This is a genomic window from Betaproteobacteria bacterium, assembly GCA_016194905.1.
Classification (GTDB): domain Bacteria; phylum Pseudomonadota; class Gammaproteobacteria; order Burkholderiales; family JACQAP01; genus JACQAP01.
In genome coordinates this window covers 62,510-89,075 of record JACQAP010000013.1, presented here as the reverse complement: position 1 = coordinate 89,075, position 26,566 = coordinate 62,510, and the positions used below count along the sequence as shown (strand labels likewise).

Below are 26,566 nucleotides of genomic sequence, written 5' to 3'. Positions count from 1 at the left end.
GAATCCTCTGCGGTGAGCGCTTGTCGAACCTCAAAGCACGCCGAAATTCGCGAATGTCGTCACGCTGTTTTCAGCGTTTTGAAGTCGGAGCGACCAGAGTGTTTTGGCGACGCGGTTTTTTTGGCTTGCCAGAGGGGATAATTATCTGGGCACTGGTCGATATCTCTAATGCGCTAGGGCGTGCCGGCAGGATGAATCTGGGCACTGGCTGGAGAATATTCAACTCCCTTGAGGCGCACGAACCCTATTTCGCTTCCCAACCCCGTCAAATCTGGGACCTCTTGGTCGCTCGGGGTGCCGCTGAACTGACGGGTCCCCAATCCTAACGAATCTGGACATCCCAGATCTCCTCGGATACCTCTTTGCTAGGCGACCCCCGATCGGGACGAATCTGGAAATCACTTCTTTCGTACCTTAACCAATTTGAGCTGCATCGGTTGAATGTTGGCGATTTGATGAATCACGCTAGCGCCGTACTTTTTTCTGAGTCTAGTGAGAAAACTTGGTTCTACCGATTTGGCAAACGATAAATATCCACGAAGATAGGAGACCTGCTCCGCAGGTAGTTGACCCTCCATAAATTTGAACACCTGTGATCGGAGCCATCTTTTTTTCTTGTGCCCGATCGAAACACGTCGATCCGACGTGAGGATCAGGCCAGTAACGTTTCGATTGTGTTTACGGGAAGTAAAGACAACTTTTCTCTGGTTAATTTGCAATTTCGGCCATTCGCGCTCTTCGAGGTCTTTGCGTATTTCTTTGTATATTGTGGCCAAAACATTCGGCGCGTTAGTTGACAGGTAAATGTCATCTGCATAACGAGAATAAGAAATTCCTCGTTGCTCGCAGGTGTTAAACCAATATTCGTCGAGCGGATAAAGCACAGCATTAGATATAACAGGGGACGAAGGTGCTCCAATCGTTAAGCGACCATTACGGCAGGCGATCCAGCAAATGGCCTTCAAGTCTGCCGCCGTGATGGTCAGTGGGAGATTCTGACGATTCGCGAGCAGGAGACGAGCCACGTCCTTTGCGGTAATGGAGGGGAAGAAATCCTTGAAGTCTATCCGAACGAGGTAGTTGTTCCTCTTATGTACCTCGGCGTGATCGCGAATACTAAGTCCGTTTCGATACGAATAAACCGAATCGTGAATCGGCAATTGTGAGAACACGTGAAGCACAAGCCATCTTTGTAGGCCCTTAAGCTCCTTCGAAGGATGTGAAATCTCCCGAGTTCCCCCGGTGCGCTTTCGAATTCGGTAAATCTTGTATCGATGACTGGCGGTCGTAGCTATCAATTCAATATAAGCCACGGGAACTCGCATGTCTGCTGCCATGCTTCGCAGAATCATGTTGAGTTCTCCTTGCGCTGAGCCCTATCTTGGGTCGAAGTCCGTAGCACAAAATCGGATATCTTGACTCGCAGGGAGTCCCTGAGAGATTCATCTATATCCAAAAAGGGCTTAACTTTAGGCACGGGCATCAACAAGAAGCCATGTTCGATACGCTGGACATACTGTCCCGCACAGAGAATTGATAAAAGTTGCCGTAACTCTCGCTTTTGCTTGCTGCTTAAGGATCTTCCTCCTTGAAATACGAAACCAATTGCCAGCTCTAGGGCTTCGTGACTGATTTGGCCAAATAGATAGATCAATTCGAAGACTACGAAGAGTCGATGGGGGATCGGTAGCTGACGATATTTCTTGAATTCAAAATGCCCTCGTATTTCGAGTTCGTATCGCCTTAACTGCTTAACAATCGCTCGGAAATTGGGGGCTTTCGCTTTCAAATCGAAATGAAGGGCCCCACGGTACACAGAATGACGGTTTACGAGATCGATGGGACCAAGGTTGAGGAAGGATTGGTCACCTTGAAATTTCAGATCATTGACAACGAGAGTCTTGTCTCTGATCAATTTGTATGCGGAGAAATAGCCTAGTTCGGCAATTGACCCTGGACTTTCCGGAATAACGACTACGCAATCAGCTAGGGCGCTGATGAGAGTTTCAAACTCGGCAATGTTTACAAAAAATGGATGCCCGTGAGCAAAGATATCTCGGGCTGCATCTTCGGCAAGAAAGAAGCGAAAATCATGTAGAGACGTTTGTGCGTATTTGAGAAGCTTCTTTCGGAATGATTGTCTGCCTGAATCGACGGGGCCGCCACAAAGGAATATTAAGCGCCGATCTCTGCGGGTAAAAATGCGTTTAGATTGAAATAGAGAAACCAACTCCCCCATCAGCGTCTTACTGCTAGGATGGGAGAGTTGGGGTGTCACGTTTGTCTCTTACTCAGAGCGTGGGCAGGTTTCCCAGCCCGAGAGCGAGGAGCTCTCGGGCTGGGAAACCTGCCCAAAGAGTCTCGCGCAATATAATTCGGCCTGGCGGTACACCGGGCCAAGAGCATTATTCGAATTAAAAACCGAACAAGCCCAACTAAGAGACTCATTAATATTAATGGGCATTAGAGCATGCCGTCAATGCGCCAGAGGGCCCTCTGGTCATGACAGTGCAAAGGGCATGCTTTGTTCCGTCAAGATATTATTAACCATCCGCTCATTCGGCTGCGCCCTGCACCAAGTCCAGAGCGTCGCGATATATGAAAGGTACCCAGTATTCAGGCGACTGCCGTGTACCCCTAGCCTCAAAGAAACCAATATTTGCGAGCTCGCTAGCTTGTTGCGATGCTTCTTCTGAAGAGATGCCCCAGATTCCGGCCAAAGTCTCAGGAGTCTGGAGTGTCTTCGCAGTTCGAAGCTTCTCGATCCAATCTTTCTGACCTGGATACTCCGCGTAGAGGGTTTGTTCAAGTCGAACTTTGGAGACCTCAGGTAATGCATCTTTGAAAGAAGGCCGAGCGAAAAGCTGCTCGCCTTCTGGTTCATCCTGCCCTATTTCAAAACGCTTCACCTGAACCTCACGTAGCGAATTGAGAAAATGAACGAGCTCACGAGGAGCATTTTCCTTTGTTCCATCGCGCGTCCGCGTAAGCAACCAGTCGAACGTATTTGACTTGTTCGGGCCGACGTCGACTTGCTCGGGACACATTCGATAGAAAAACTTCTCTTGTGCGTCGACGCTCTGTCGTGGAAGGTCTTGACTTATTCCGTACGCGTCCCGAATCGAAGCATTGTGAAGCGCCCTGCGTAATACAAGATTTAAGAGCGAGCCACGATTCCAGCTTATTGTGACGTGCCGAGTGATGTGACTTGCCTCGCGAAATCCCTGAGCGCTAGTGATCCGCGTCCAAATATCTGTTCGGAGAAAAATCTTTAGCTTTACATTCGAAAGGGCAAGAAGATCTAGATATACACGGAAGAGCGCTCGGAGGGCATTGTTTTCTAAATTGCTTTCTTCCGCGAACGCGACGTCGAGGCGGTCAAGAAGAATCCAGGACTGAAAATTGGACTTCGCCAGCGCGTTGTTTGCCAATTCGAGAAGCCGATCAACGGACCGGAGTTCGGGGTCAGATTCTTGCCGGCCTGGTTCCGAAAATATGATCTTGCCCTTAAAGCCCTTTGGCAGTTGGGTAATGGGGTCAAGTTCCAAGTCACCTTCAATGGCCTGCGGCCGGAGCGCTCGTCGCGCATAGTCTACGACGGCACGTAGTAGGCCGCTAAGGGACAGGCTTCCCTTAACTAAGCCTTCCCGAGCAAGAGTCACTTCGAGCTGATTGGTGAAGTCGTTCCGAATTCCGTACTCAGCAAGACCGCTATGCAGTAATGCGGCAATATAGAGTTTCCACAACCCCACAAATTCACGTTCGCTAGCGGGAGGGTCAGTTGCAAGATCGCGAAATGCTGTGGCGCCTCTTGGGTTTTCGCCCGCGACGAGAACAATGTTTCTATCGAAAAGCTCAGTATTCTTGGATAAAAGTAGTGAGTACAACGCGCTCTTGCCAGAGCCCTTCGGTCCGTATACGACGTCAATTTCGCCGCCATAGAGTCGTTGCCAATGGTCGGTCTCGACAAAGTAGGTTGCCAGGACGTCAGTTTCTTCTTCAGCCACTCGTTGACCAAACGTCATTGAGCGCAGGATTTCGTGCTTATTCATTTGCTATCTCGGGGGTGTCTAACTCGCTTTTAAACTGCACGCGTGAGGCGAAACACGGCCATGGAGGTATTAAGACACTTAGTCAAGAATATAAAACCGGCGCCAGCAGGACAAGAAGCTCGTCCTTTGGCTCGACCAGCAAAGCCATAGCCCCGTTCAAGTAACACAGGGGCTTAGGAATACACATTATCTCGTTAACATCTTCTATTGCACATATTACGATCAAAGGCAGCCAGTCCGGAAACACGTGTGCACCGACCGGTTGATTCGTCTTTGATCCTGTAAGCGCAACTTGTCAGTATCCGCACCCGATGCTTTGTCACGCACCGAAGCCATTCGCGACCGTCACATCCAGCAACCTCGGACCACCGCTTTGCATGGACTCGCGCAATGCGGGACCGACATCCTGCGGATCGGTGATGCGTCGCGCCGGCACGCCCATCGATTGCGCGAGCATCACGAAGTCGATTGGCGGATCGTCCATGTCCATGCCGACAAACTTGTCCGTCTTGCGGAAGGAAACCAGTCGCTCCTTCAGGATGCGGTAGCTGCGGTTGTTGGGGATTACATAGGTGATCGGCAGCTTGAGATGCGCGGCGGTCCAGAGTGCTTGGATGGTGTACATCGCACTGCCGTCGCCGACGATGGCGACCACCGGGCGATCGGGCAGCGCGATGCTGATGCCGACCGCTCCGGCCATGGCGAAACCGATGCCGCCCGACGCCAGACCGTAAAAACCCTGGTGATCGCGCAGCGGCAGGTAGTTGAGCAACTGGAACGTCGAGGTCAATCCTTCCTCGACTACGACGGCATTCTTCGGCACGGCTTCCGAGAGCCGCATCATTAGCACTTTCGGATCCATCGGTCGGATGTTTTCGAGTTTCGATGTTTCCTCGCACGCCTTCGCGCGCTTCACGCTCCAGTTGTTTTTCGCGATTTCGGCGAGCCGTGCCGAAGCAGTGGATTTCTGGGCGGCCGTCATGCGCGAACGCAGCACTGCATTGAGTGCGCGCAGGGTTTCTTTTACGTCGGCTCTGATCGCGATCTCGGTTGGGTAATTCTTGCCAAGTTCCCAGTCGCGTTCGGAAATCTGCACGATCGGCATGCCATCGGGCAATGCGTCGATCGGGTTGTGCACCGACATGCGCAACACGTCCGCGCCGAGACAAACGAGCAGGTCGTGAGGTTGCAGCCAGCCGCGCACCTGCGTCTGGCTGCGCGTGAGCTGGCCGACGAAGGCGGGGTGCTCGGACAGGAAGTGTGCGGCGTAGGGCACGGTCTGCTGCCACACGGCCACGCCCAGTGTTTCCGCAAGCTGTGCTGCTTCCTGCAACGCATCGCGGGTAGCCAGTTCGTGGCCGGCGATCAGCACCGGATTTCGCGCGGAGAGCAGGCGATTCGCCAATCGTTCGAGCGCACTATCGGATGGCCGCACTTCGGCATCCACGCGAGTCGGATGGCCGAGGTCGAGCGGCGCTTCCGCGTCGAGGATGTCGCCCGGCAGGCTGATGAACACCGGTCCGGTCGGAGGCGTCAGCGCCACTTTCGCGGCGCGATGGACGATGCGGGGCAGATCCTGCACGCGCGCGACGTCGACCGCCCACTTCACCATCGGCTGAGCGATCGGCACCAGCGGGTCGTAGAGCATCGGTTCCATCAGTCCGTGACCCTGCTCCTGCTGGCCCGCAGTGATCAGTACCGGCGAGCCGTAGAACTTCGCGTTGTAGAGCGCGCCCATCGCATTGCCCAGACCGGGCGCTACGTGCACGTTACAGGCGGCCAGTTTGTTCGAAGCGCGGGCATAACCATCTGCCATGCCAACCACCACCGATTCCTGCAGGCCGAGTACATAGTTGATCGCCGATTGTTGCGACATCGCCTCCATGATGGCGAGTTCGGTGGTGCCGGGATTGCCGAACAAATGGGTCACGCCTTCCTGTGCAAGCAGTTTCGTGAAAGCGGTGCGGCCGGTGAGAGTCGGGGGAAGCGGGGAGCGATCCATCGTTTTAGGGGCTAGGGGCTAGGGGTTAGGGGATAGGGGATAGGGTCTAGGGCAGGGCGAGAGCGGGGATTTATCGGATGCGCGTCCCACAGTGCGGACAAGCGCGCGGACTCATGAAATTCGCCCGGGTCGGGCCGAGCCCGCCGCACTTGTATTCGTTCAGCGTCTGGTAGGGCAGCACGCCGCAATTCGGACAACGATAGAGCGCATTCAGCGCCCGTACAACGCGGATGATGGTCACCGCGACCAGTCCGGCGGTCACCATCGCCGCCGTCCAGGACAGTTGCACCGGCATGTTCAGGACGCTCACCACAATTGCCAGGAGCGCGATTGCCGCGAAGCAGCCGAATACCATGCGCCGGTTTACCCGCCAGATTTCCGTGCGGCGCTGCTCGAAGGACGATAACCGGGCTTGGTCCACGTGAAAGGTTCCGGTAAGTCGGGACGTGAAGGTCCCATTGTGCGGCGTCGGCGGCACGTTCTCAAGCCTGCCCAATCGCCGGCGCTGCCGCCCAAACCAGCACGTTGGCGAATGATTGGCCCGCGGCATTCGGCTCGACGCCCGGTTCGAAACCCAAACTGTCGAGCAGATGCAACCATTCGTCGATGCGCCTGTGATAATGCCTCGGCATGGCTCGCGCAGTCAGCAGCGAACCGAAACGATCGGCGGCCTTCCCGACGTGAAACCGCCAGCCCGCGGAAATGTCGGCCACCCGCAGGATCAGGAGCCCGCCACCGCGCAGTGATTGCGCGACTCGTTCGAGCAAGGAAACCTGAGCGTCCGTCTCCAGGTAATGCAAAATGTCGATCAGAACGACGACGTCCGCGTCCGGTAGCGGCACATCGCGCAAGTCGGCGGTGCGGATGGTCGCGCGATTCTCCAGCGTGATCTGTGCCCGCTGCGCCGTCCTGCGTTCCGATTCGATGCCGAGCAGTCGCAACCCCAATGGCGGTGCAACCCATCCGGGAGGCCAGAGTCCGGCTTCGAATCTTTCGCGCGCCGCCAGCAGCAGCGAAGAGAGGACCGCGTGTCCGCAACCGAGATCCAGTACCCGCGCCCGATCGGGGATGCACCCCGAACGCAGCAGCGCGATGAATACCGGATCGTGCGTGAGCTTGCCGCGAACAAAATAATAGGCGTAGCGCCCGGCTGCAAGATAAGGTCTGGACGCAGCTTCGATCAGCGCGCCGATTTCCGGATGCATCATCCTAGAAAAAACAGTTGCACCGCCAAGGACGCAAAGCGGCACACGGACACGTTACCGACGTAGTCGGCCGATTGCGGGAAGTGCGCCGAAGCACCGCCTCCCGCCCCGGATGGCTACGCCAACGCCGTGTCGACAGTGCCCAAGGAAAACAAGTGCATGGATTTATCAGCGCCTTAGCCCTTTGGGTGAGTTCGGTCAGACACGCCTATCGCCTTCCTTTGCGTCCCTGGCGTCCTTAGCGGTGAATGAACTGCCGGATTTAGCATCACTGCATAGCCAACGGCAACGAAACCGGCTTCAGTCCCGCGGTGGCAATTCTGTCCAGCAATGCGGGCAGGACCTCGAGAACGATGGCCCGCTGAGCGCGGGTCCGGCGGTCGTGGAGCAGCAAGATGTCGCCCGCCGATAGTTTCCGGGTAAGGCGATTCAGCACGACCGTGGGATCGCCGGCGACCGTGTCGAAACCGCGCCGTGTCCAGGTGATGTAGCGCAATCCCAATCGCGCGATCACCGGATCGAGCATGGGACTGCGTATCCCCATCGGAGAGCGGAAGAACGCGGGCGGTCGTCCGGTGATTGCGGCGATGATCTCCTGTGCCGTGCCGATGTCCTCCCTGAGTGCCCTCCATGCGAAAAATCCGAAGAAGCCCGAATGCTTCCGGCTGTGGTTTTCGATGCTGTGTCCGCGCTTCACGATTTCACGAATCAGATCGGGGTGAGCCGCAGCCTTGTCGCCGACGACGAAGAAGCTGGCCTTCGCATGATACGAATCCAGAATATCCAGCACCTTCGGGGTCACGTCCGGGTCCGGTCCGTCGTCGAACGTCAGCGCGATTTCCTTCCGACTCGCCGCGGCGTCGGGCAGGCGCAGCATGTTGGCACCCAATAGACGGCTCCTCGGCCACAGTCCGATCAAGGCGAGCAAGACGTGATTGAGCACAACTGCCGTCAGGATAGACGGCCACCACTGCGGCCGCGCGATCAGCGTGATCAATGCCGAAATGTGAAATCCGGCCGAGAGCCAGATTGCAACGCCGGGCCGCCAAGCCCGGCGCCGGCCCTCCCCATTGCGTGGAGAAGGGCTCAGGTCGACGGTTTCCCCCATGAATCGCGTAGCGTGACGGTGCGATTGAACACCGGAGCGCCGGCCCTGGAGTCGCTGCGGTCCGCGCAGAAATAACCGTGACGTTCGAACTGGAAACGCTCTTCCGGTTTCGCGTCTTTCAGGGCGGGTTCGCAATAGGCGTGAATGAGTTTCTTCGAACCCGGATTCAGGTCTTCGAGGAAATCGCGCTCCGACCCGGGGTGCGGGACCGCGAACAACCGGTCATAGAGCCGCACGTCGGCTTTGTACGCGTGGCGCGCGGACACCCAGTGGATGTTGCCTTTTACCTTGTAAGTATCCGCGCCCGGTGTGCCGGACTTGGAATCGGGAAACATCTCGCAATGCACCGCCGTGACATTGCCGCCTGCATCCTTGTCGGCGCCGATGCACTTCAACACGAAACCGTAGCGCAACCGCACCTGGTTGCCGGGAAACAGCCGAAAGTAGCCTTTGCTCGGCACGTCCATATAGTCCTCGCGCTCGATCCACAGTTCGCGCGAGAACGGCAGCGCGCGCCTGCCCCAATCCGGCTTCTGCGGATGGTTGGGTGCTTCGCATACCTCTTCCTTGTCGGCGGGGTAGTTGTCGATCACGAGCCTGATCGGATCGAGCACCGCGATGCGCCGTGGCGCGCTCTCGTTCAGCGTTTCGCGCATGCAGTCTTCCAGCACGCTCATATCGATCCACGAGTCGGATTTCGACACGCCGATGCGCTCGGTGAACAGGCGGAAACCTTCCGGCATGAAGCCGCGACGGCGCGCGCCGACCAGCGTCGGCATGCGCGGGTCGTCCCAGCCGTCGACGTGTTTTTCCTCGACGAGCTGGATCAGCTTGCGCTTCGAGAGCACGACATAGGACAGATTCAGGCGGGCGAATTCGTACTGCTGCGGCAGCGGTCGCGCGAGCAAGCCGAACCCCGCCAGCTTTTCCAGTACCCAGTCATACAGCGGACGATGGTCTTCGAATTCGAGCGTACACAGCGAATGCGTGATGTTCTCCAGCGCGTCGGAGATGCAATGCGTGTAGTCGTACATCGGATATACGCACCATTTGTCGCCGGTGCGATGGTGGTGCGCGTGGCGGATGCGGTAGATCACCGGATCGCGCAGGTTGATGTTCGGTGAGCTCATGTCGATCTTCAGCCGCAGCACGTGCGCGCCGTCCGGAAATTCGCCGGCCTTCATTCGATGGAACAGGTCCAGGTTCTCTTCGCGTGAACGGTTGCGGTAGGGACTGGACTTGCCGGCTTCGGTCAGGGTGCCGCGGTAATCGCGCATCTCGTCCGCGGACAGGCTGTCGACATAGGCCAGATCATGCTGGATGAAGGCTTCCGCAAATTCATAAAGCGTATCGAAATAGTCCGACGCGTAATAAAGATGCGGGCCCCAGTCGAACCCCAGCCATTTCACCGCGTCCAGGATCGAGTCGACGTACTCCGTGTCCTCGGTGACCGGGTTGGTATCGTCGAAGCGCATGTGGCAGCATCCGCCGTACAGCAGTGCCACGCCGAAGTTCAGGCAGATCGACTTGGCGTGCCCATAGTGCAGATAGCCGTTGGGTTCGGGCGGGAAGCGCGTGCGGATTTTCGCGGGATCGGCGGACGCGGAAGCGTGGGCCGACGCCGGGCCGGGCTTGCCGTCCCACCTGCGCGCAGCGTTTTTCCCCCGCGCGAGATCGGCTTCGATGATGTTGCGGATGAAATTGGTGACTTGGGCGACGGAGTGCGGGTGCGCCTTATCGCCGGTTGCAGGTTTGTTCACGCTGGCTGACGGAATGATTGAGAACGAGGCCGTTGCAATATCGGGGCCGTTGCCGTTATCGAAGCAATCGCAATCTTAATGCCTCGAAAGCCTTTCGTGGGCGGAAACTGGCGTTCAGGGCGCGGATTCAGGGGGCGGCGAACCCGTTGCCGGCGAACCGCTGGCCTCCGCGGCGCGCTGCAACCTCTGTTTCTTTTGTTGTTCCATCGACTGGCGGTGCTTGCTGATGGCGAAACCCACGGCGCCGCCCATGACCCCGGCGATGATCAGGCCGGCGATCGGAACCCAGCGCGGCAAAGGGTCGGGCGACCCGTCCAGCAAATGGGCTGCCGCGGCAAGCGGCAGCCCAGCCAGCCCGGAAGCGCAAAGAAGTTGGAGCGTTCGTCTATTCATCCCGTGCGCTGAAGCAATCCAATAAAACAGTCATACCAGCGGGCGGACAGTCGAAGGATTTCGCCGGATTTCGCTTTGCGCTTAACCCCGTTTCCGGACAACGCCCGTTTACAGGAGGGCAACCCACTCAACCGGAAAGGAACGCTCATGTTTTCCCGCCGTCTGCGCGCCCCGTTTGCCATGCTGACTCTGACCGCTTCGCTCGCCGCCTTTGCCGCGGACGAAGGGACCCACGCCATTACGATCTACAGCACCATGACGCCGGGCTCGATATCGCCGGACCAGTATCGAAACGGAGGTGGCGGCAACAGTCTACCCGGCTACGCGACCGTTCGTCACGAGCGCGAAATCGCGCTGAACCCCGGCCGCAATACGGTTCGCTTCACCGATGTCGCCGGGTTCATCGACCCGACCACCGTGTCGTTTTCCTCGCTGACCGACCCCATTGGCACGCGCGTGATGGAGCAGAACTTTCAGTTCGACCTGGTGAGTCCGGAAAAGCTGCTGACGCGCTTCATCGATCGCGACATCGCGGTCGAGCGCATGGTCGGCAACCGGATCGAGACGCTGGAAGGCAAGCTGCTCTCGACTCAGGGCGGCATGGTCATCCGGGAGGCGGACGGGTCGGTGCGCACGCTGCCTTACAATGCCGGCGTGAAACTGCCTTCACTTCCCGGCGGACTGATTACACGGCCGACTCTGGTATGGGACGTGATTGCCGGCAAGGCCGGAACGCACAAGACACGCGTTGCTTATCAAACCACCGGCATCACCTGGTGGGCGGACTACAACCTGACCTTTGCCGAAGGCAAGGATGCCAACTCCTGCAAGGTGGACATCGGCGCCTGGGTCAGCATCCTCAATCAATCGGGCGGCAGTTATCCCGACGCGAAAATAAAACTCGTCGCAGGTGACGTGCATCGGGCCGAACACACCGGGCAGGCGGTGCCGATGGCGGCAAAGGCGATGCGGAGCGAGATGGCCGACGAGGCGCGCGGATTCGAAGAAAAATCCTTCTTCGAGTATCACCTCTATACCCTGGGGCGACCGAGTTCGCTACCGGACAATTCCACCAAGCAGATCGAATTGTTTCCCAAGGTGGCGGGAGTGGCCTGCGAAAAGACGCTCGTGTACTACGGCCAGGCCGGGCAATGGTATGGCGGCGGGCCGATGACCGACCGCAACTACGGCATTACCGGCAACAAGAAAGTCGACACCTATTTGTCGTTCAAGAATCGCACCGAAGACGGCATGGGCGTGCCGCTGCCATCCGGCCGGGTGCGCGTCGCCAAGCTCGACGGCGCGGATGGCAGCCTGGAGTTCATCGGGGAAGATCGCATCGATCACACGCCGAAGAATGAAACGGTACAACTGAAACTCGGCAGCGCCTTCGATGTAGTGGGCGAGCGCCGGCAGGTCGATTTCAAGGTCGACTCGAACCGCAATACCATGACCGAGGAGATCGAGGTCAAGATCCGCAACCGGAAGGACGAACCGGTGCGGGTAATCGTCAAGGAAAACCTCTACCGCTGGACTAACTGGAAGATTACGCAGGCGAACCAGGCTTATGAGAAGCAGGATTCGCGCACGATTCACTTTCCTATCACTGTCGCGGCGGACGGGGAAGCGGTGGTGCACTATACGGTTCGGTATACGTGGTAATGGGTAGCTGGCCAGGGGCCGGCACTAAGAGCGTTGACGCAAAGTTCGCAAGGGAAAAGAAAGGACGCACAGGAAAGCATAAGGGTAGCATTTGAGTTAGTTGCGGATCGTGAGGTATTGACTGCCGAACATAGACGGGCCGGCCGAAGTCCGGCATTCAGGAACGTCGATTCATTCCAATACCTTCTGTTTAATACCACCTTATGGGGGACCCTTGAGGGGTGCGCCCACTTTACTGAAGCAACCAATTAGAAACTTTGGACTGCGGCCATCGTATTACTAGGAAAGTTCACTTTTTCGTCGGTTCACTGATAATTGCCCGGGCCCGAATCTTGAGCGTCAGGCATCACGTACAGCGGCCCGTTTCTCAGGTATTCCTCGACATTGGCCCAACTCGCTCGCGATTTGTAGAGCTTCACAATTTCGGTGCTGATAGAAAGAGCATCCCGGGCGCCCGGAATGTTAAGTGTTCGTTCAAGATCGTTGGTTCCATCACGCCATGAATCGTCATGGGCGTGCTTATCCGAGTTCTGGTCAACGTAAGAAAGAAATTGCGTAATGGCGCCTAAGCGAGGCTCGTATGCGGTCGCCCGAGTTACGTGGCCGTGAGCATAGGAATCCTGAATCATGTGTAAAAAGCTACCTAGAGCGCGAGCTTGGGTATCGGTCGCTGTCTTAGCGCGCATCAAACTCAATGCATTCTGATTAGCAATTGAATTCAGTAAGGCTTTTGCCGTCGCATCTGTCTCTAGCGGTTTGTGCGCATCAATTTCACCAATCGCAATTCTGTAGGAAACACTGGCCCAAGCTAGTACGCGTTCAGCTGTTTCGGTCGCTTTCACTCCATTCCGGTCAGCCATTCCGTGAAGGAACTGAAGATCGCCAAAATGACTTCTTCCGAGAAGTGGACATTTAAGATTTTGAAAATCTGTGCCCTGACTTGTGGCCTGCTTTGCATCGTTAAAGTCTAAATACCAAACAATACCGAATGAAGGTTTTAGTGGACTAAATTCGTTCTCTTCAAAGAGCTGCGCGCAGGGATCATCGTTCCAGAATGCACCACGAATAAACTGTGCAGCATCATGATCCTTCCGCTTGGTGGTTTGTTTAAGTATGCCGCCGTCAATAAGCGCTTTGAGTGTCAGGGTTTCGTGTACTGGATCTCCGATCGCAAAGGGCCCTTCGACTTTGAATTTCCCGGTTCCATCTGGCAGGAGCTTCACTTTCCAGATTGAGGTCTCGGTTATAGGTTCCGCCGCCGCTTCTATTGCTCCATCAAACAGAAAAATACCGATCGCAGAAAGAATCAGTATCGATTGTTTCATCGAACCAGCGGCGCAGTATGGGAAATGAATAATCCCGGAAGTGTCCTAGTGATCTCCACTCCGTCTATTAACATCTTTGTAATAAGCGAGCATCCATCGAGATACTTACGACCGTCGATCTGTAACGCTTCAAAAACCGTCTTGTAGCTAGGCCCCTTGCTAACCTCGGCGATAGACTCGACGCGACAAATGCCGAACTCGTTGCAATCACGCTTCCGTTGCGTGAATACTAACGTCGGGAGATCGCGATTCGCAGAATCCGACGACTCGCATTCCATAGTGACTAAGGATACGGGTGATATCGTTGGTTGTTTTGCAGATGTTCTGATTTCGACGATCATTCCAATGTTTTTCACGAATTCACGGCCTTCTAGTTCCCGTTTTAGCACGTCCGCTAACAGCCGGTAGCCACGGGATTTTCGCACAGCAGCCAGGCGCGCGTCGGAAAGTATTCGGTAAGCGACGGAGCGCGCTTTGATCCGGGTTTCATCGTCTATTTTCTCGTTGGCCGCGTCTCGCAGTGAATTGCGAAGATCTGCCTCGCGCCTTGAATCAAAGTCTCCAAAGGTCACGGCATCTTCGATAAAGGCGTCTAGCGTCGACACTCGCTCCCAAGTCCCTAGGCTGACGTTGTCGATAGTCTTACCAAATTCTAGGTCAAAATACTCAATAAATCGACGAAGGTCTTGATCACCTCCAATTTTCCGAAGTTTGCGAATTCCCATCTCGTCATAATATCCGGGACGTAGTCCCATCTTCTCAACTTGCTGAAGACTAAGTTCTGCCTGAGTCGCCCAGCGCTCGATGGTATTTGGGGAAATTTCCAGGCCTGGAATATTCGCTGACATCGATATAGGAGAAATCGTCGTGTCTTCGGATTTGCTCTGCGCCGATACATAGGCCGGGACCGCACAGACTAGGGCCCCAAGACAGATTAAGCTTAGCCTACTCGTGATGCCGGCAATGTTCATTTGGCGTCTCCGTAGTACGTTTCTTGTATGCTTCGCAGGTAGATTTCTCTTTGAGCAGCTGTCGCTTCTGAGTCTGGTAGTGGCGATTTTGTACCAACTTTATATTGCGTCAAAACTAAGTTCTGGCTGCCCGAACCTAAAGGGTGTTGGACAAGTGGTACGTTCTTGGGCCGTTGCGGTTTCTTTTGTTCCATATCTGTATGCAATGGCACGTAGCGACGAACATAATTCTTTATATCATGTGACTCGATCTTCCCTGTTACGTCTCCAATCCCTAATTCGTCAGCTCGCACAAGCGCTTCGACAAAATAGTGCGTAAACACGCTTATCCCCAGATGCCGATCGAAGAATGACATTTCACCAAGCTTGCTTGAATACAAGTAATCCGGTAGTTCCTCATCCGTCTTTGTTCCTTGCAGTTCAGCGCTATTTTTCAGTTGATCGGCGCAGGCATCGACGACAAGAAATTTGTCAGTAGAATTGGCCCTGTCGGCCATGATGTTGAGTATGTGCTTTACTTGGACGAAGGAATTCGGGGTGCTGACCCGACTGTCTGGTACAGCTAACACTCGGTCAGCCTTCCCGAAGATTCCACCGTGACCGGTAAAGTAGATTAGTAATAAATCGTTCTCCTCTGTTTCCTCGAGAGCAATGAGCCTGTCATTAATTAGTCTATCCACATGCAGCGAGTTGATAGGCAAGGATGGACTATCGCCGGGAATTAATAGGCTACGAAAATCAAACCGCGAACCGATTGGCGGCATTAGATCCGAATAAATCTCGATCTGATCGAACCCGAGTCTCTCAAGCGCATTGGCGACTGCCTCTAGGTCGTTGGCGGCAACAGGGAGATCTCTAAATAAACCTTTGCTTGCTCCACTTTCATATTTTCCGAGCCCAATCAGCAAGGCAATCCTATGATCGTATGCGAATGCGGAATTCGGAAGCGTACTGACCATCGAAATTGAGATTGTTACAATCAAGTTCGCAAACGTTGAACACGTAAAGAGCGATCTTCGAATGGAGGACAGGCACATAAAGTCGTCAAAAGGATTTTCGCGCGACGGTTAGGCTAACCAGATTATTTGCCATTTTCCCTTGAGGGCTTAAATAGTGGCGCATCCAGCGCGGTGGAGTCAAGGGACAATCTTGATCCGGGTAATAAATCACGAACGCTGCCCCAATTCCTGTACGCAAGGTGCATGGGGCAAGGAAGCGGCTGCCACCGCGGACGGCATGGGCGTGCCACTGCCGTCGGGTCGGATAAGAGTAGCCAAGCTCGACAGCGCGGATGGCAGCCTGGAGTTCATCGGGGAAGATCGCATCGATCACACGCCGAAGAACGAAACCGTGCAGCTCAAACTCGGCAGCGCCTTCGACGTTGTGGGCGAGCGTCGCCAGGTGGATTTCAAAGTCGACACCAACCGTAACACCATGACCGAGGAGATCGAGGTCAAGATCCACAACCGCAAGGACGAACCGGTGCGGGTGATCGTAAAGGAAAACCTCTACCGCTGGACGAACTGGAAGATCACGCAGATGAACCAGTCGTACGAGAAACAGGACTCGCGCACGATTCACTTTCCGGTGACGGTCGCTGCCGATGGGGAGGCGGTGGTGCGCTATACGGTTCGATATACCTGGTGACTGTTAGCCGGCCAGGGACCGGAGCGTTGACGCAGATACCCTACGTGCCGCCTGGCACGTCGGAGTACCCGTTTAGGACGCAGAGGAAAAGCAAGAGAGGGCGCGGAGGAAAAAGAACTGATGAGCTGATACTTGTTTGCAGAGGAAAGATTCTGTTATGTTTCACTTGGTCCGCGGTCATTGAAACAGCGCAGCCTCGATTGCTGCGATACCACGAGATCTGTGCTCAGGGGTCCATGCATCCGTACCGTACACACGGTCAGTTCGCTCACTGCGAGTGTCGATGAGCGAGCGCAAGGCTGCAGCCTGTCGTTCACTGAGGTACTGAAGAACTGGATCCAAGGTGCCAGCATATTGAACGGAGATAGCCAATCGCATTACCGATTTCAACACTCGGTCGTGCGTAAAGAAGAGCGCCTCCCATTTCTCTTGCGGATTAGTCCAGATTTTGAAGTAGTGATCGACGTGAAACAGGTCCCACGTCATATTGAAAACTGCGATACGTCTCAAGTGTTCGGGCCGGTCTGGACGGAACTTCATCATCTTCGGCATGGGATTCTGGCCGAAAAGACGTACTGCGTAGACTACACACGGCAACGATAAGCGGTACTCACGCAACATCCACTCTACATAATTTTCTAGTTTCCGATTTTGTGGGATGTGGGCGTCCCAGTACACCGATATCGCCCCGAGAACTAATAGGTAAACTGAGTCCCAGTGTGTCAACCTCCTATATTGTGTAAGCCCTGCGGCCAGCGATTCTCGCTCGACGTGCACACGATCAATGTCTAGAAGGTTATCCACGACGCCCAGAGCATACTGCGCTAGGTAGTCTACATCTGCGTTGTCGAGCGATCGCAATAGTTGGACCTCTGTGAGTGCCTCCTCCAGGTTCTCAGCGTTGTAGTTGATCCTTTCATAGACTGCCAGGGCCGGCTCTATCTGGATGTCACTCAGGCGACAAAAAACGAGAAGGGCGCAAGCGGTTCGGTAGTTCTGGTGCGGTTTGCCCTTTTTCAGACAATTGACAATGAACTGAAGTACGTTGAGGTCGATTAGGGCTCGGTATTCGGTTTCGTCGAATTCCCTGTTGTGGAGGTAGTTTGCAGGATTGTAGAGACCTTCTGGATTCGGTTTGCGGAAGTTGTGAACCAGCCAGTCCGCGCGCGCGAGGTCTTCGACAATTGCATCATAGTACCCGGGCAGTGCTGCCAGGAGCTGGTTCATTCGTTAAGCGCTTATCGGCCGATGGAGGAGACATAACACTTGGGCCTAACTCGCATGCAAAAGCAAGTGTAGCGCCGCTGTTTGCGTGTCCGGTTGGCGCACTTGTTGGACCACTCATTGACGGACATGTACACCATATCCTATTTCGAGAAAAAGCTTCCCGATTGGAGAATAGCGATAACCTGCACCCCCGCCGACCGACCCAGAGCCCTCCAAACTCACCGTTAGTAATCCGGCCAAACTGAGTTCGTGCTCAATGTCCTCAGTAATGTCCATCATCGGACCTTCGCGCGTATAGAACCAACGCACGTGCGGTATCAGCGAAAAGTTGAGGCGCTGCAGTGCTTGGGCAAGGCGAGAGAAGGTTGAATAGTCCACTTGCTCCCGAATATACGCTGCGAAAAAGCGTGCTAGCAGGGCTGGCTTATGTATATTGTCGAGGCGTTCCAGCGCCAACAACAGATTTTCACCCAGACCACTCTGTTCTTCCGTACCGTCAGGGTGTCTCGCCAAGAGCTTCGCTCTTTCTTCGACGGGAACTTTCCTAAGCTCGAGCAGGAAACGAAGAAGTTTCCTCAGGAAGAGTTCTTCCGCAACTGATTGGCCCGCCTTCGCAAGCTTAACAAGTATGCCGACGACGGGAAGCTCTCTGAGGACCCCTTCGGTTAAAACGCTGTCGAGAGCAACCTCGGCCGAATCGAACGCGATATCTCCGAGTTCGCGGCTTGCGACAGTCCTAACAAGCGCAGTTCCGGGGGGAATCTCTTTCGTGCTCATTTCTCGACGTCACGAGTTGTCCAACCAATTAGATCGAGGGCGGGACGCCCTTGGGCGGAACGTCCCCTAAAGCGGCGGGTTGGGCCGCACGTGCTTGAACTTCTTCGATTCTTAACCGACTGTTCTTAGCACCTGCATCGATCTCCGCAGAAACCCTCTTCACTTCAGTAGGTAGGTCCGTCTTGAACCTGCTGGAATAGCTGGATTTCGTCAGCACACGAATTACTCGAACAAGGAATGGAGCGTCCTTGGTTAAAAGGTTAGAACTCGCGAATAAACGAATGAGGTCCAGTTTCTCTTGTAGAAGGAACTCTCGCATCTCCACATATCGCCCCCGAGAATGGCGAATGTTAGCGACATACATCGCCGGATCGATCTTCTTAGATATAAATGCTTCCGCGATTCGCGCGTACGACCGGTCGATAGTGACTAAGGAGTCGTTCAATTTTCGAAGTTCAACGTTGAGGGTATAGACGTCGTTGGCAAAATCGAGGTTTGTTAACCCAATAACTAATTCCCGATCTATTGGATACTCGTGAAATCGATTGATGAAGATCGGTAGGTCATTCGATTGAAGCCGCTTTTCATCGAAAACACTCAAGAAATTGACGACGATAAAGATGTTGTCTCCAGTGATGTTGAGGCAGTCGTTGAAGTAGTGCTGCAACCGGACCAGTGACGTGTGGTGCTTCTCCTTGCGCTCATAAATTCGCTTGAGGCCTTCGCCGAAACGAACGAACAAGAACGCGAAGAACGCTCCAGAGAACGCGCCCAGCAGCGCACGAAATGCTTCTCGGTCGGACCCTTGCCACGCCTCCCAAAACACCCATGAAACGGATCCAGCGCCGATCGCAGCTAGTGCTGCGACGACCGTAATTCCGAGAGCGAACAAGAGGTTCTTCATCTGCAAAGTGCGGATCCTCGGAGTGGTGAAAACGTGAAGTAGACCTCCCTAAAAGACTTTATAACCTGTCACTTAGGAGGTCTAATTATTTAGATTCAATGCAATCGGCATGCCGATCCAATTTAGACCGTCTCCGCCCCGATTGCAAACTGTCATCCCTCTCCGCGGTGCAGAACAAAATGGCGATCGACGATCGCCTTATGCAATCCTACTCCGGGATTTTCACTACCTCATGAATACCGAGAACAAAGTGGAAGCCAGAACCTGATTTGCTCCAGGTGATTTAACTTAAAGGCGTCGGGCGAAAAAGAGGGGCGCGGAGTAAAGATGGAATTCAAGAGCCTTTGGTAAACATGAAACTCGATACGCTGCCGCTGCCGAAAAAGGTGTTCTCGTGATAGAAACGTGTGGCGACGTCCCGCTCGTCCGCGCCGACGGCTACCATCAGCGGCAGCAGATGTTCTTCCCGGGGATGCGCCACGCGCGCCGAGGGCGCGGCTTCCCAGGAGGCCAACGCGGCGGCGCGCTCCTCGAAATGCGTCCCTTCGAGCGTGCGCTGAAGCCAATCGTCGAACGCAGCGGAGGGAACTTTCGCTTCCGGGCCGAGCATCCTGAGATTGTGGTAGCTCGACCCGCTCCCGACGATGAGTACGCTTTGGTTACGAAGCGTTGCCAGGGCGCGCCCGGCGGCCAGGTGGTCTTGCGGATCGAGTCCGCGCTTGAGGGATAATTGCACGACTGGAACGCTGGCATCGGGATAGATCACGGCCATCGGTACGAATGTTCCGTGGTCGAAGCCTCGCGCCGGATCGAGCCGTGCGGCGATACCCGCGCTTTGGAGCAGACCATGCACTTGCTCCGCTAGTTTCGGCGCGCCGGGCGCGGCGTACTGGATCTGATACGTGTTCTCTGGAAAGCCGGTGTAGTCGTAAATCATTGGAGGACTGGGGTGGCTCATCACGGTGAAGTCTGCTTCCTCCCAGTGCGCCGATATCATCAACACGGCTTTCGGCGTCACGCCCACAAGTTGTGGTAGTTGTTGCAGTGCTGCCTCGAGCTTACGGTGGGTATCGCGCATCCGGCCTTCTATCCATGGCCATGGCCCGCCGCCATGCGAAATGTAGAAAGCCGGAAGTCCGGGTGTCGTCATTGGAAGTCCTCGCGAACGATTGATTCGAAAGTGTAGCCTACGCTGACGCAGGCTGACTCAGATGACGAATCCTGCACGAAAGAGCGGAGTTCAGGGGCGTTTGGGTGACGCGACGACCGCGGTGCCGTAGCACAAGACTTCCGTAAGACCCGCCATGACTTCGGTCGCGTCGTAGCGCACGGCGACAATGGCGTTGGCTCCGAGCTGTTGCGCATGCTCGCACATGAGATCGAAAGCCTCGGTGCGGGCTTGCTCGCAAAGATTGGTATAGATCGTGATATTGCCGCCGAACAGCGATTGCAGCGCCCCGAAGAAATTGCCGACGATCGAACGCGATCTGACCGTGATGCCGCGCACGATTCCGATATTTTTCGCGATGTCATGGCCAGGCAGATCGAACGTGCTCGTGATCATGGATTTCAGCATTTACCCTCCTGAACTGGTTTGCGACGTAAAACAGGTTCTTTTTACCCGGCTCATTCCGCTTTGGCTCCTGAATCCTTGACGACCTTTGCCCATTTCGTCGTTTGCGCAACGAGGAATGAGGAAAATTCCCGAGGCGTCCCTCCCAAGGGTTCGACTCCCTGGTTGTTGAACGCCTGCTTCACCTCGGCGATCTTGAGGATGCTGTTGATCTCCGCGCTGAGTTTCGCGACGATGGATTGCGGCGTTCCGGCCGGCGCGACGACGCCGAACCATACTGATACATCGAATCCAGCTACACCGGATTCCGCGACGGTCGGCAGTTCCTTGATGAAGGGCGAACGTTCCTTGCTCGATACCGCAAGCCCGCGCAGCTTGCCTGCCTTCACCTGTTGCAGCACGTTCGGGACGTTATCGAACATCAGGTCGACTTGGCCGCCGATCAGATCGGTCACGGCCGGGGCACTGCCTTTGTAGGGGACGTGAACGATGTCCACCCCGGTCAGGCTCTTGAACAACTCCATCGACAGATGATTCGACGAGCCGTTGCCAGCGGATGCGTAATTCAACTTTCCTGGTTCTGATTTCGCGAGAGCGATCAGTTCCATTACCGACTTCACCGGCAATTCGGAATTGACGACCAGCAGATTCGGCGTGCGGGCCGCAAACACGATCGGCACGAAGTCTTTGCCCGTATCGTAGGGCAGGGAAGCATACAGCGCGGGATTGACGGCGAAGGCGAAGGAGACGATCAGCAGCGTGTAGCCATCCGGCGCGGATTTCGCGGCGAGATTGGTGCCGATCGTAGTGCCGCCTCCCGGACGGTTGTCCACGATGACCGGTTGTCCCCATTTTTCGGTCAGCTTCAGTCCAAGCGTGCGCGCCAGGGTGTCATTGAAGCCGCCGGGCGGGTAGGGGACGATGATGCGGATCGGCTTGTTGGGATAGGTGTCGGCAAAGGCGAAATTCGTTGCGCCATAGAGGACAAAGAGAAAGAAGAAATGCTCAACACGAAGGACACGAAGGAACACGAAGGTAAATCGAAATAAAGAAAGATACGTAAATAAACTCGCCGTCGCATCGAACCTTACGCCGTTGTGTGGGATCCAGATCAATGGTGAGGAACTGCGTGTCGGGTGGAATCGCATCGCTACGTTCTTTCTCTCGTTTCCGGTGCCGCTGGTTTCCCTCGAGTCCCTTCCTGTTTTCCTTCGTGACCCTAAAAGGGTACTCCACGCTATCGCGAGGGTATTCGTGTTCAATGAGTTTCAGCGCTTTGATTTCCGGGCTTCGAGAAACTTTCGCATCGCCTCCTGCGGTTCGCCGCTGGCGTAGGCTTCCTTCTGCGCCACTTTTGCCGCTTCCAGTGCGGCGTCGAAACCGGCCTGGGTCAGCGTGCGGAAGCTTTGCTTGGTGAGCCGAAGCGCGGTCGGCGCGAGTTTCGATATCTCGGCGGCGAGCGCCAGGGACTTGGCCATGACTTCTTCGCGTGGCACGAGGTGGTTGAGGATCCCGATGTCGTGGGCAATTTCCCCCGAGATCAACTCCCCCGTCAGCGACAGTTCGATGTTCTTTGACAGCCCGAGATGCATGGTCATCAGATACGAGCCGACGATGCTGGCAAGGCCGGCCTTGATCTCCGGCTGGCCAAGTTTCATCTCCGGGTAGCCGACGCGCAGGTCGGCGCACAGGGCGATCTGAAATCCGGCGCCGGCCGCCACGCCGTTGAACGCGACGATGCAGGGTTTGTCCAGGTCGCGCACGGCCGCATACATCGCATGTTGCCGGGTGACCCATGAGTCGATGTGGTCGACCGTGTAACGGACGATTTCCTCCAGATCCTGGCCGGAACAGAAGGCGCGGTCGCCGGCGCCGGTCAGAACTACCGCCCGCACCTCCTCGGCCTTGTTGAGCTCGGCGAGCAGCGTAACGAGCGTCTCGCGCATTTCCATGTTCACCGCATTGAGGACTTCCGGCCGGTTGAGAATGACAATCGCAACCGAATCCCGGCGATCGAGTTTGACGCTGTCTCCCATCTGAGGATTCCGCGAGGTCAGACGTAAGCCGGACCTTCGATCACCGGATGGGCTTGCAGAAAGCCTTCGTCGAGGTCCAGACCGATGCCGTTTCCTTCCAGCGGCAGGACGTTGCCGTCCTTGTCTATCTTGTAAGGCGTCGAGACCAGCTTGTCGCGGAACAGGTTGTTTTTCGATATGTCCGCTTCAAAGTAGCCCCCGTTCTCGATCGCGGCCAGGAAATGGATGGTCGCGGCCATGTTGAGTCCGGTCATCGAGGTGTGCGGATGAATCGGCAGCTTCCAGCTCGACGCCAGCGCCGCAATCCGCAGGGCTTCGGTAATGCCGCCCGTCTTGGAGAGATCCGGCTGCAAAATGGTGATCGCCCCATCTTCGATCACGCGATTGAACTCGAAGCGGGTGTAATGGTTTTCGCCCGCGGCAAGCGGCACGCGTCCGTACCGCGCTGCTTCGCGGTATGACAGGTAATCGTGGGCGGGAAAGGGCTCCTCGAGCCAGCCGACGTCCAGTTCATCGAGCGCGGGCATCGCTGCCCGGGTATCGGCCACCGTGTAGCCGATGTTGGCATCGGTCAGAATCACCAGGCCGTCGCCGAAAGTCTGCCGCACCATGGCGACGCGCTCGATGTCGCGAGCGACGCTATCGCCGATGCGCAATTTGATTGCCTTGTATCCGGCCTGCACATGCGGCCGCGCTTCTTCCGCAAGCAACTTGGGATCCTGATAGCCGAGCGACACGCCGCCGGCGTAAGCCGGTATCGGCTTAGAGCGTCCACCGAGCAGCTTGTACAGCGGCAGCTTGAGTGCCTTGCCGCGGATATCCCAGAGCGCCATGTCGATGCCGGAAAGTGCGAGACAGGCGCCGGCTCCCATGCCGTGACTGGCGAGTTGCTTGTCGTACACCTTCTTCCATACGCCCGTGATGTCGTTCGCGTCCTGCCCGACGACGAGTTGTTTCATCGTGGTATTGACGAGGTGAGCGACAGCGCCGGGGCAGCGGCCGTGATGCGCTTCGCCCCATCCGGTTACGCCGTCCTCGGTGGAAACCTTGACGATGACGGCGTCGCGCTTGACGGTGCGACCGATGCCGAGCGTGACGCTGTCTTTCGGATCGACCGGAAAGGAAGTCGGATACGCTCGTACGTCGGTGATGCACAGGCCGCTCATTGTATTTCTCCCTGAAACATTCAAAACCAAAATCTCACCACGACAGCTTCAGCCGTAAGTGTTTCACCTTAAGTCACGAAGGACACGAAGCAACACGAAGAAGTACCGGAATCCTTACCTCGAAACTGCCGAAGCGCAACAACTCCCGGGGTCAATCACCCTCTCCGCCTTCAGGGGGAGAGGGAAGGGGTGAGGTGGACGATGTCCACAACGCGATATGCAGGCTGATAGGCGCGACGGAACGCCTCGGAATGATGAACCGCCGGATAGCCCTCGCGAGCAATCTTCCCGAAGTAGGCGAGGACGTTTTCGCGCGCAAACGGGATGCCGCCGGCAGCGGCAAGATCGCCGAGGCAGCCGCAGAACTTGGCCAGCTTGTCGGGTGAAGCCGGGTAGCTGTTCGCCGTTTCAACGAAGGCGCGATGGAGTGCATCGGCACTGCCGCCGGACGCCAGGTAGGATCGCAGGTGAACGCGGCCGAGCCGTCCGTCCGGGGAAATGACATCTTGTAATAATTCGGGAGGAGCCTCGCCCAATGCTGCGATCTCCTCGTCCAGTCGCTTGCGCGTTGCAGCAGGATTGTCCACCGCATGGCCCGGACCCAGCGCCGCCTGATGCAGCAGCTTGTAAATGTCATCAAGTTGCATTGCGGGATAACGGGCGAGATGGGCGGACAACAACTGGCTGACGAATTTCATGGGCGCTCCGGGTTGTCCAGCCATCTTAATCCACGACGGGCGTCCCATGGGGTGTCTCAAATTGAGACGGGTTGCCAATCGCATTGCGTAAGACTAAGGTTTGCGAGTCGTTTCTTGACGCTGGGGAACTGAGAACCCCGGTGGTCGCGTCCGAGCCTTTCGCGGCGCGGCCAAACACAATAACCTCGCCGGGGCGTTTGTCATCAAAGGCGGAGGTGACGTGAATAACTTGAACAACTAGGAGGAAGACCAACATGGAACGAGCACAAGATCACGAGCTCGCCAAGCCGGCCGAGGCGAGCGTCGAAAAGCCGGTGGGAATGAGCAGACGCAGTTTTCTGGCGACTGCCGCCGCGTCGGCGGCCGCCGCTGCAACCGCAACCTCGGCGTTTGCGGGCACCGACAAGTTCGGACGGGACCGCGATTGGACCGGCGAAGACCCGGTAACTTACCCCGAGCCAGCATTCGAAGTGAAGGACAAGCGCTTCAGCGGACGGCAAGGCAACGCCACGCTGCAACGGATCTGGCACGGCAGCGGCAACGACCGGGCTCTGTGGTGCGAAGGCCCGGTGTGGATGGGTGACTGGGGTTGCCTGTTGTGGAGCGACATTCCGAATCACCGCGTGCTGCGCTGGAACGAAGACGACGGTCATGTCAGCGTATACCAGACCGAGTCCGGTTACTCGAACGGCCACGGTCGCGACAACCAGGGCCGGTTGATCGCATGTGAGCACGATACCCGCCGGATGCGCCGCCGCGAATATGACGGCACATGGACGATTCTGTGCGACAGTTTCGATGGCAAGAAGCTCAATGCGCCGAACGATGTTGCGACTCACCACGACGGCTCCCTCTACTTTACGGACCCGGGCTACGGCATCATGGGACCGTACGAAGGGCACAAGGCCGAATTCGAGCTGCCGACACGGGTCTATCGCATCGATCCGGCAGGCAAGGTCACGATCGCAGCGGAAGGACCGATGCGTCGTCCGAACGGCATCTGTTTCTCGCCGGACTTCAAGCGCTGCTACGTTGTCGATACCGGCGCGACCGATGGGCCTGGCAATCCCGCCAACATCATCGTGTTCGACGTCAAGGGAACGGCGCTGTCCAACCCAAAGGTATTTGCGGATTTCGCGCCGGGCTTCACCGACGGCGTACGCTGCGACACCGACGGCAACGTCTGGTGCAGTTGGGGCTGGGGCGGCATGGATACCAACGGCGTGCGCGTGCATCACCCCGACGGTTCACTGCTGGCATTCCTGCATACCCCGGAAGTCATCGCCAATCTTACGTTCGGCGGTACCAAACGCAATCGTCTGATGATGTGCGGCAGCACGTCGATCTACGCGCTTTACGTTAACGCGGTCGGCCACGCACTCAGTTGATAGCAATCGCTTCGGTCAGCTAGGACCGGTGCAAAACAAAACCTGCACAGCGCAAGCTGTGCGGGTTTTTTAATGTCGTGAATTGGCAGGATGCAGGCTTGCCTGCGACCGTAAACTCCTTTATTCAGAACGGCAGACTGTAGCCCACCGTGAAGTAGTCGACGTAGCTGTTGATCTGCGTGTATTCGACGTCGAGGATGCCACGCCCCATGCGGAAGCCGATACCGATACCCGCCGAAAGGCTGGTGTCGTGGTCAAAATCGTCATCCCAGTAGGCCACCCCGAGTTTTGCCTTCAGGTGGATGTCGCCGTCGGTGCGATACACGCCGTAAGCCGCAACCGAATTGATGTTCCAGTCCTTGTTGGCGCCGATTGCGCCGTCGACGATGCCGAGATTCAGATCGGCTTCCCAGGAAAAATTCCCCTGGATTTGTTTGCCCAGCCGGCCGCCGATGGTCATGCCCGAATCATTGTCCGAACCATGCGGCTTTGTGAAGCCGACGGTACCACCGAACATGAGGCCATTCGTGCTCTGCGCCATCGCCGCGGAGGAGAGCACTGCAGTGATCAGTCCAAATGCCATCAAGATTTTCTTCATGTAGTTTCCTCTTTGCTGATTGTTCCGGAATGTGCGAGCACTGGATAATGCTCAAGCCATTAGTCGGAATTCGG

The 26,566-nt window shown here is 56.2% G+C and carries 25 protein-coding genes; 3 read left to right on the top strand and 22 right to left on the bottom strand.

Going from position 1 to position 26,566, the window contains the following annotated elements; translation table 11 throughout:
* Positions 1–398: 398 nt before the first annotated feature.
* The 9 genes from HY067_07875 to HY067_07835 form a co-directional block, all read right to left on the bottom strand.
* Positions 399–1,352, bottom strand: a complete 954-nt coding sequence (locus HY067_07875) for an RNA-directed DNA polymerase (protein MBI3527872.1) — start codon at positions 1,350–1,352, stop codon at positions 399–401.
* Complete coding sequence (locus tag HY067_07870; protein ID MBI3527871.1) at positions 1,349–2,278, bottom strand: hypothetical protein; 930 nt, start codon at positions 2,276–2,278, stop codon at positions 1,349–1,351. Before HY067_07870 ends, HY067_07875 begins: the two co-directional genes overlap by 4 nt.
* Positions 2,279–2,555: 277 nt before the next feature.
* Positions 2,556–4,052, bottom strand: coding sequence for a hypothetical protein (locus HY067_07865; GenBank protein MBI3527870.1), 1,497 nt, complete (start codon positions 4,050–4,052; stop codon positions 2,556–2,558).
* A 319-nt stretch (positions 4,053–4,371) separates the two neighbouring features.
* On the bottom strand, positions 4,372–6,054 hold the full coding sequence (locus HY067_07860; GenBank protein ID MBI3527869.1) for a thiamine pyrophosphate-binding protein: 1,683 nt from the start codon (positions 6,052–6,054) through the stop codon (positions 4,372–4,374).
* A 70-nt stretch (positions 6,055–6,124) separates the two neighbouring features.
* On the bottom strand, positions 6,125–6,475 hold the full coding sequence (locus HY067_07855) for a hypothetical protein (protein ID MBI3527868.1): 351 nt from the start codon (positions 6,473–6,475) through the stop codon (positions 6,125–6,127).
* Between the two features lie 61 nt (positions 6,476–6,536).
* Positions 6,537–7,259, bottom strand: coding sequence for a class I SAM-dependent methyltransferase (locus HY067_07850; protein MBI3527867.1), 723 nt, complete (start codon positions 7,257–7,259; stop codon positions 6,537–6,539).
* A gap of 268 nt (positions 7,260–7,527) precedes the next feature.
* Entirely contained in the window at positions 7,528–8,367 is an 840-nt protein-coding gene (locus HY067_07845) for a polysaccharide deacetylase family protein (protein MBI3527866.1), read from the bottom strand.
* The gene (locus HY067_07840; protein MBI3527865.1) at positions 8,346–10,127 is read right to left on the bottom strand and encodes a glutamine--tRNA ligase/YqeY domain fusion protein; all 1,782 of its coding nucleotides are present in this window, start codon (positions 10,125–10,127) and stop codon (positions 8,346–8,348) included. The genes HY067_07845 and HY067_07840 overlap by 22 nt, the downstream gene beginning before the upstream one ends.
* A gap of 114 nt (positions 10,128–10,241) precedes the next feature.
* Complete coding sequence (locus HY067_07835) at positions 10,242–10,520, bottom strand: hypothetical protein (protein ID MBI3527864.1); 279 nt, start codon at positions 10,518–10,520, stop codon at positions 10,242–10,244.
* 147 nt (positions 10,521–10,667) lie between these two features.
* Between HY067_07835 and HY067_07830 the strand changes: the two genes are divergently transcribed.
* The gene (locus HY067_07830) at positions 10,668–12,182 is read left to right on the top strand and encodes a DUF4139 domain-containing protein (protein ID MBI3527863.1); all 1,515 of its coding nucleotides are present in this window, start codon (positions 10,668–10,670) and stop codon (positions 12,180–12,182) included.
* Between the two features lie 305 nt (positions 12,183–12,487).
* Here the strand turns inward: HY067_07830 and HY067_07825 are convergent, their stop codons facing one another.
* Genes HY067_07825 through HY067_07815 form a run of 3 tightly spaced genes read right to left on the bottom strand, consistent with a single transcriptional unit; the run spans position 12,488 to position 15,386 of the window.
* Complete coding sequence (locus HY067_07825) at positions 12,488–13,507, bottom strand: hypothetical protein (GenBank protein ID MBI3527862.1); 1,020 nt, start codon at positions 13,505–13,507, stop codon at positions 12,488–12,490.
* Complete coding sequence (locus tag HY067_07820) at positions 13,504–14,478, bottom strand: hypothetical protein (protein ID MBI3527861.1); 975 nt, start codon at positions 14,476–14,478, stop codon at positions 13,504–13,506. The genes HY067_07825 and HY067_07820 overlap by 4 nt, the downstream gene beginning before the upstream one ends.
* Positions 14,475–15,386, bottom strand: a complete 912-nt coding sequence (locus HY067_07815; GenBank protein MBI3527860.1) for a caspase family protein — start codon at positions 15,384–15,386, stop codon at positions 14,475–14,477. Before HY067_07815 ends, HY067_07820 begins: the two co-directional genes overlap by 4 nt.
* A 241-nt stretch (positions 15,387–15,627) precedes the next feature.
* Here HY067_07815 and HY067_07810 point away from each other — a divergent pair, with 241 nt between their 5' ends.
* On the top strand, positions 15,628–16,125 hold the full coding sequence (locus HY067_07810) for a hypothetical protein (GenBank protein ID MBI3527859.1): 498 nt from the start codon (positions 15,628–15,630) through the stop codon (positions 16,123–16,125).
* Between the two features lie 177 nt (positions 16,126–16,302).
* Here HY067_07810 and HY067_07805 read toward each other — a convergent pair whose 3' ends face one another.
* The 9 genes from HY067_07805 to HY067_07765 form a co-directional block, all read right to left on the bottom strand.
* On the bottom strand, positions 16,303–17,352 hold the full coding sequence (locus HY067_07805) for a hypothetical protein (GenBank protein MBI3527858.1): 1,050 nt from the start codon (positions 17,350–17,352) through the stop codon (positions 16,303–16,305).
* 114 nt (positions 17,353–17,466) lie between these two features.
* Positions 17,467–18,129: a hypothetical protein gene (locus HY067_07800; GenBank protein ID MBI3527857.1), complete on the bottom strand. Its 663-nt coding sequence runs from the start codon at positions 18,127–18,129 to the stop codon at positions 17,467–17,469.
* A gap of 28 nt (positions 18,130–18,157) precedes the next feature.
* Entirely contained in the window at positions 18,158–19,033 is an 876-nt protein-coding gene (locus tag HY067_07795; protein ID MBI3527856.1) for a hypothetical protein, read from the bottom strand.
* A 334-nt stretch (positions 19,034–19,367) separates the two neighbouring features.
* Positions 19,368–20,183, bottom strand: a complete 816-nt coding sequence (locus HY067_07790; GenBank protein MBI3527855.1) for a dioxygenase — start codon at positions 20,181–20,183, stop codon at positions 19,368–19,370.
* 90 nt (positions 20,184–20,273) lie between these two features.
* Positions 20,274–20,609: a YbjQ family protein gene (locus HY067_07785; protein ID MBI3527854.1), complete on the bottom strand. Its 336-nt coding sequence runs from the start codon at positions 20,607–20,609 to the stop codon at positions 20,274–20,276.
* Between the two features lie 50 nt (positions 20,610–20,659).
* The gene (locus HY067_07780; GenBank protein ID MBI3527853.1) at positions 20,660–21,754 is read right to left on the bottom strand and encodes a tripartite tricarboxylate transporter substrate binding protein; all 1,095 of its coding nucleotides are present in this window, start codon (positions 21,752–21,754) and stop codon (positions 20,660–20,662) included.
* Between the two features lie 120 nt (positions 21,755–21,874).
* Positions 21,875–22,642, bottom strand: a complete 768-nt coding sequence (locus HY067_07775) for an enoyl-CoA hydratase/isomerase family protein (GenBank protein MBI3527852.1) — start codon at positions 22,640–22,642, stop codon at positions 21,875–21,877.
* A gap of 17 nt (positions 22,643–22,659) precedes the next feature.
* Positions 22,660–23,799, bottom strand: coding sequence for a mandelate racemase/muconate lactonizing enzyme family protein (locus HY067_07770; protein ID MBI3527851.1), 1,140 nt, complete (start codon positions 23,797–23,799; stop codon positions 22,660–22,662).
* Between the two features lie 179 nt (positions 23,800–23,978).
* On the bottom strand, positions 23,979–24,506 hold the full coding sequence (locus tag HY067_07765; protein MBI3527850.1) for a hypothetical protein: 528 nt from the start codon (positions 24,504–24,506) through the stop codon (positions 23,979–23,981).
* Between the two features lie 320 nt (positions 24,507–24,826).
* Here HY067_07765 and HY067_07760 point away from each other — a divergent pair, with 320 nt between their 5' ends.
* The gene (locus tag HY067_07760) at positions 24,827–25,894 is read left to right on the top strand and encodes an SMP-30/gluconolactonase/LRE family protein (GenBank protein ID MBI3527849.1); all 1,068 of its coding nucleotides are present in this window, start codon (positions 24,827–24,829) and stop codon (positions 25,892–25,894) included.
* A 124-nt stretch (positions 25,895–26,018) separates the two neighbouring features.
* Here the strand turns inward: HY067_07760 and HY067_07755 are convergent, their stop codons facing one another.
* Positions 26,019–26,492 (bottom strand): outer membrane beta-barrel protein, encoded by a 474-nt coding sequence (locus tag HY067_07755; protein MBI3527848.1) that lies wholly within the window; start codon positions 26,490–26,492, stop codon positions 26,019–26,021.
* Between the last annotated feature and the right edge of the window lie 74 nt (positions 26,493–26,566).